Origin of the sequence: Methylobacterium oryzihabitans (assembly GCF_004004555.2) — a bacterium.
In the GTDB taxonomy this organism is placed as follows: Bacteria; Pseudomonadota; Alphaproteobacteria; order Rhizobiales; family Beijerinckiaceae; genus Methylobacterium; species Methylobacterium oryzihabitans.
Map to the genome: position 1 here is coordinate 1 of NZ_SACP01000067.1, position 5,576 is coordinate 5,576.

A 5,576-nucleotide genomic window follows, 5' to 3' on the forward strand; every position below is an offset into this window, starting at 1 on the left:
GCGGCGCCGGCCGGCAGGGCGTAGTTCGAGGCGAGCCCGTTGCCGCCGGTCACCGCGACGGCGAGGCCGGTGAGGCTCGTGCTGGCGTGGAGGCCGGCCTCGGCCGAGGCGGCGGTGGCGGAGCCGGTGGTCAGCGCGACGCTCTCGCCGGTGACGCCGCCGGTGACCGTGAGCTGGCCCGCGCCGAAGCCGGCGGTGGCGTCGTAGGTCTTCGTGCCGGTGACGGCGAGGAGGGCCGGATCGATGCCGAGGGCGGTGGCGTTGCCGGCGGCCTGGGCGAAGACGTAGTTGCGCGCCGCGAGCCCCGATCCGGCGACCGCGTAGCCCCCGACGTTGCTGCCCGGGCCGGCTCCGGTCGTGAACGCGGCGGTGCCGGTGGTGGCCTCGGCGAGGGTGTCGGCGCCGAGGAGGCCGGTGATGGTGCCGGTGAGCGCCGGGTTGGCGGCGCCGTAGGTCCGGCGGACCGGGTCGGCGGCGTAGGTCAGGGTGGCGGGGGTGATCGTGACCCCGCCGGTGGCGCCGGCGAGCGTGTAGTTCGGGTTCGACAGCGTCAGGCCGGACAGGCCGGTGAGGGCCTGGGTGCCGACGTCCCTGGCCGCGAGCGTGCCGGTGCCCGACACGGTGACGGCGTCGGCGCCGACGAGGTTGCCGGCGGTGAGCAGGCCGCCGGCGATGGCGGTGCCGGCGTCGTAGACCCGCGTGCCCGCGAGCGTCACCGGACGCGGGGCGATGGTGCCCGAGCCGGTGGCGGTGGTCGCCGCGAGCACGTAGTTGCCCGCCCCGGCGCCGGTGAGCGACAGGCCCGACACCTGCACCGTGCGGGGGCCGGCCGCGGCGGCGTCGTAGGCCGCGGAGGCCGACGTGACCGCGACCCGGCCCGCGTCGGCGGCGAGCAGGCCGGTCACCGTGTAGCCGCTCGCCCCGGCGGGCAGCGCGGTGGTGCCGTCGTAGACCTTGTCGAGGGCGGAGAGGCCGGTGACGGCCAGGGGGGCCTGGGCGATGCTGGCGGTCAGGCCGGTGGGCAGCACCAGATCGTAGTTGCCGGCATCCGTGCCGCTCAGGGTGTAGCCGGAGACGGTGACCGGCTTGCCCATGCCGGCGTTCTTGTCGGCGAAGGCGCCGGTGCCGCTGCCGCTCACCGCGACGACGTCGCTGCCGATCGGGGTGACCGTCGCGATGCCGGCGAGCGTGGCGCTGGTGGTGCCGTCGTAGGTCTTGCCGAGGGCGGAGAGGCCGGTGACGGCCAAGGGGGCCCTGGCGATGCTGGCGGTCAGGCCGGTGGGCAGCACCAGATTGTAGTTGCCGGCATCCGTGCCGCTCAAGGTGTAGCCGGAGACGGTGACCGGCTTGCCCGTGCCGGCGTTCTTGTCGGCGAAGGAGCCGGTGCCGCTGCCGCTCACCGCGACGACGTCGCTGCCGATCAGGGTGACCGTCGCGGTGCCGGTAAGCGTGGCGGCGGTGGTGCCGTCGTAGGTCTTGCCGAGGGCGGAGAGGCCGGTGACGGCCAAGGGGGCCCTGGCGATGCTGGCGGTCAGGCCGGTGGGCAGCACCAGATTGTAGTTGCCGGCATCCGTGCCGCTCAAGGCGTAGCCGGAGACGGTGACCGGCTTGCCCGTGCCGGCGTTCTTGTCGGCGAAGGCGCCGGTGCCGCTGCCGCTCACCGCGACGACGTCGCTGCCGATCGGGGTGACCGTCGCGGTGCCGGCGAGCGTGGCGCTGGTGGTGCCGTCGTAGGTCTTGCCGAGGGCGGTGATGCCGACGAGACCGAGGTCGGCCCGATCGATCGTGCCCGAGCCTGTCACGGTGGAGGCCGAGAGCCTGTAGTTGCCCGCCTTGGCCCCGCCCAGCGACAGGCCGGAGACGAGCACCGAGCGGAGGCCGGCGCTGGCGTTGTCGTAGAGCGCACTGCCGGCCGAGACCGTGACGGCGTCGCCGAACAGGACGCCCGAACTGGTGAAGCCGGGGCTGCCGCCCGGCAGGGCGGTGCTCCCGTCGTAGGTCTTGGTCACACCGGTCGCGCCCGCCACGGTGATCGTCGCCGGGGTGATGCCGAGCGTGCCGGGGACGTAGAGGATGCGGGTGGCGTTGCCCGCCGGGCGCGTGACCGCGGTGCCGGAGGCGGTGACGGCGTAGGAGCCGACATCCGAGGTCTGGGTGGCGCCGGTGCTCAGAGTGCCGAGCGTCGTCACGAAGTCGCCGGGGCGCAGGCCGGCATAGGTGGCGACCGGCGCGCTGCCGCTGCCGTAGGTGCGGCTGCTGGTGGGCGTGACCGCGACGACGTTCGAGAGGCTGTAGAGCTGCGGGTAGAAGGCGGTGCCCTGGCCGCCCTGGCCGGCCTGGTTCGGCGGCGCCCAGACGGTGTCGAAGTCGAAGCCGGCGTAGGTGGCTCGGAAGCTGGCGAGGTCCTGCATCTGGACAGTGGTCAGGCCGGTGGCGCCGGTGGACGAGCCGCTGCCGACGTCGTTCGTACGCCCGGTGGTCTGCGTGTCCCAGTACGCAGTCGTCACCGTGCCGGTGTTGTAGCCGACGAGGCCGCCGGAGGAGGAGCCCGAGACGCTGCCGCTGGCGTAGGACTGGATCACCGTGCCGGTGGCGTTGGCGCCGACGAGGCCGCCCGAGGAGTCGCCCGAGACCCTGCCGCTGGCGTAGGATTGGCGCACCGCGCCGCCGTTGTAGTTGAAGCCGACGAGGCCGCCCGAGTAGTCGCCCGAGACGCTGCCGCTGGCGTAGGACTGTCTCACCGTGCCGCCGGAGTTGGCGCCGACGAGGCCGCCCACGTACTTTTGGCCCGCGACGCTGCCACCGACGAGGCCGAGGCCGCTCACGCTCCCACCCGTGCCGAGGTAGCCGATCAGCCCGACCGCGTCCTGGCTCGGCCGGGCGATGGTCAGCCCGGCGATCGTGTGCCCCGCCCCGTCCAGGCTGCCGGCGAACCGGGCCGCATTGCTGCCGACCGGTACGAACCCGCCCGCGCCGAACACCCCGGCGGACGCGTCCGTGGCGTTCGTGGCGGAGGCGTCGAGGTCGGCGGTGAGCCGGTAGCGGCCCGCGAGGTTGGCGCCCATCAACTGCAACTGGTGCAGGTTCGACACCGGGATGATGCCGTTCGCGTCGGCAGGAGCGGCCTCCGAGCGCAGGATCGGCCGCAGGTCCCCGGCCTGGTACCAGACGGTGCCGAAGTCGAAGCCGGCGTAGCTCAAGGCGGTGCGCGCCTGCGGGGTGGTCAGGCCGGTGACGCCGGCGGACGAGCCGGTGCCGACACCGTTGGCCTGCCCGGTGGTCTCTTTGTCCCAGTATCCATTCGTCACCGTGCCGCCGCTGTAGTTGTAGCCGACGAGGCCGCCCACATTCGAGCCCGAGACGCTGCCGCTGGCATAGGACTGGCTCACCGTGCCGACGTTGAAGCCGACGAGGCCGCCCACATTCGAGCCCGAGACGCTGCCGCTGGCGTAGGACTGGCTCACTCTGCCGTAGTTGCTGCCGACGAGGCCGCCCACGAGGGAGCCCGAGACGCTGCCGCTGGCATAGGCGTTGTTCACCGTGCCATGGTTGCTGCCGACCAGCGTGCCGACGTAGCGGAAGCCGGTCACGTCGCCGCCGAGCAGGCCGATGTTCGTCACCGTGCCGCCGAGAGAGCCGATCAACCCGACATTGTCTTGGCTCGGCCGTGTGATGGTCAGCCCGGTGATCGTGTGTCCCGCCCCGTCCAGGCTGTAGAACGGGGCCGTATCGGTGCCGACCGGCACGAACCCGCCCGCGCCGAACACCCCGGAGGACGAGGCCGTGGCGTTCGTGGCGGAGGCGTCGAGGTTGGCGGTGAGCCGGTAGCGGACCGTGAGGTTGGCGTCCATCAGCTGCAACTGGTGCAGGTTCGACACCGGGAAGATGAGGTTCGCGTCGGCAGGAGCGGCCTCCGAGCGCAGGATCGGACGCAGGTCCCCGGCCTGGTACCAGACGGTGGCGAAGTCGAAGCCGACGTAGCTCGAGGCGGTGCGCGCCTGCGGGGTGGTCAGGCCGGTGACGCCGGTGGACGAGCCAGTGCCGACACCGGTGGCCCGCCCGGTGGTCTGCGTATCCCAGTATCCATCCGTCACCGTGCCGTAGCCGCCGTTGTCGCCGACGAGGCCGCCCACGTCGGAACGGCCCGAGACGCTACCGCTAGCGTAGGACTGGCTCACCATGCGGCGGTTCCAGCCGACGAGGCCGCCCACGGAGTTGAAGCCCGAGACACTGCCGCTGGCGTAGGACTGGCTCACCGTGCCGTAGTTCGCCCCGACGAGGCCGCCCACGGAGGAGTTGCCCGAGACGCTGCCGCTGGCGTAGGACTGGCTCACCCTGCCGTTGACGTCGTTGTAGCCGACGAGGCCGCCTACGTCGCCTCCGCCCGAGACGCTGCCGCTGGCATAGGACTGGCTCACCGTGCCGCCGTTGTTGTTGCCGACGAGGCCGCCAACGAGATCGTTGCCCGCGATGCTGGCGCCGACCAGCCCGAGGCCGCTCACGCTCCCTCCCGGACCGAGGGAACCGATCAGCCCGACATTGCTCTGGCTCGGCCGGGCGATGGTCAGCCCGGTGATCGTGTGCCCCGCCCCGTCCAGGCTGCCGATGAACCACTGGGCCGCAACTTGGCCGACCGGCACGAACCCGAGGCCGCCGTTCCAGGCGACCGTGCCAGATGCGTCCACGTCGTTGGCGAGGCCGTAGCGCGCCGCGCGGTACACCGCCGAGGTCCCCATGCCCTGCACGCCGTAGATGTCGGTCAGGCGGTACGGGCTGGCGGCCGTGCCCGCTCCGCCCGCCGCGCGCAGGAACGAACCGCCCGTCACCCGGAAGTCCGCCGTGGCGAACCCCGGCAGCGTGGCGGCGTTCTGGGTCCAGTCGCCCGAGGCCAGGGTGAAGCGCGCCACCGACAGGTCGGCCGTGGCGGTGGCGGTGGTGGCCGCCGCGATCGTCAACCCGCCGGCCTGCGCGGTGACGGCGCTGTTCAGGGTGACCGCCCCGGCCGCCTGCAGCGTCAGGGTCGCCCCCGTGTTCCACGACAGCGGCGTGCCGGTGGCCAGCGTGATCGTGCCGGCCTGCGACCCGCTCGTTCCGGTCGAGATCGTGACGTTCGCCGAGCCCAGCGCGGTGAGCAGCGTCGCCGCGCCGATCACCGAGTCGTTGCCGGTGGCGGTGAAGCCCGCCTGGTTGGCGTCGGCCGCCGTCGAGATCGTGACGTCGTACGGATCGAGCAGCAGCGTGCCGAACCGGCCCTTCGCCGCCGTCAGGATCGTCGTGCCGTCGTAGGACAGAACCCCCTTCGACGACACCTCCGCCTCGCCGCCGTTCCCCCCCTCACGCCCGCCCCGCGCCGTGATCGTCCCGGAAAACTGCGTGCGCACGTCCGACCACACCACCACGTCGCCGCCCGCGCCCTTCGTGGTGGCGTCCGCCCGGATCACCGTCCCGGCATCGACCGTGACCCGCTCGGCATGCGCCAGCCGGCCCGCGCCCTGCCGGCCGCCGCCGAGCCGCACCACCCCGCCGCCGCCCGCCCCCGACGCCTCGATCCGCGCGCCCCGCGTCGCGATCGTCGG

General features: G+C 73.3%; 1 protein-coding gene. It reads right to left on the reverse strand.

The window, feature by feature from the left end; translation table 11 throughout:
• Positions 1 to 5,576, reverse strand: a 5,576-nt coding sequence (locus tag EOE48_RS28320) for a beta strand repeat-containing protein (RefSeq protein WP_127734212.1), incomplete at both ends; no start/stop codon positions are given.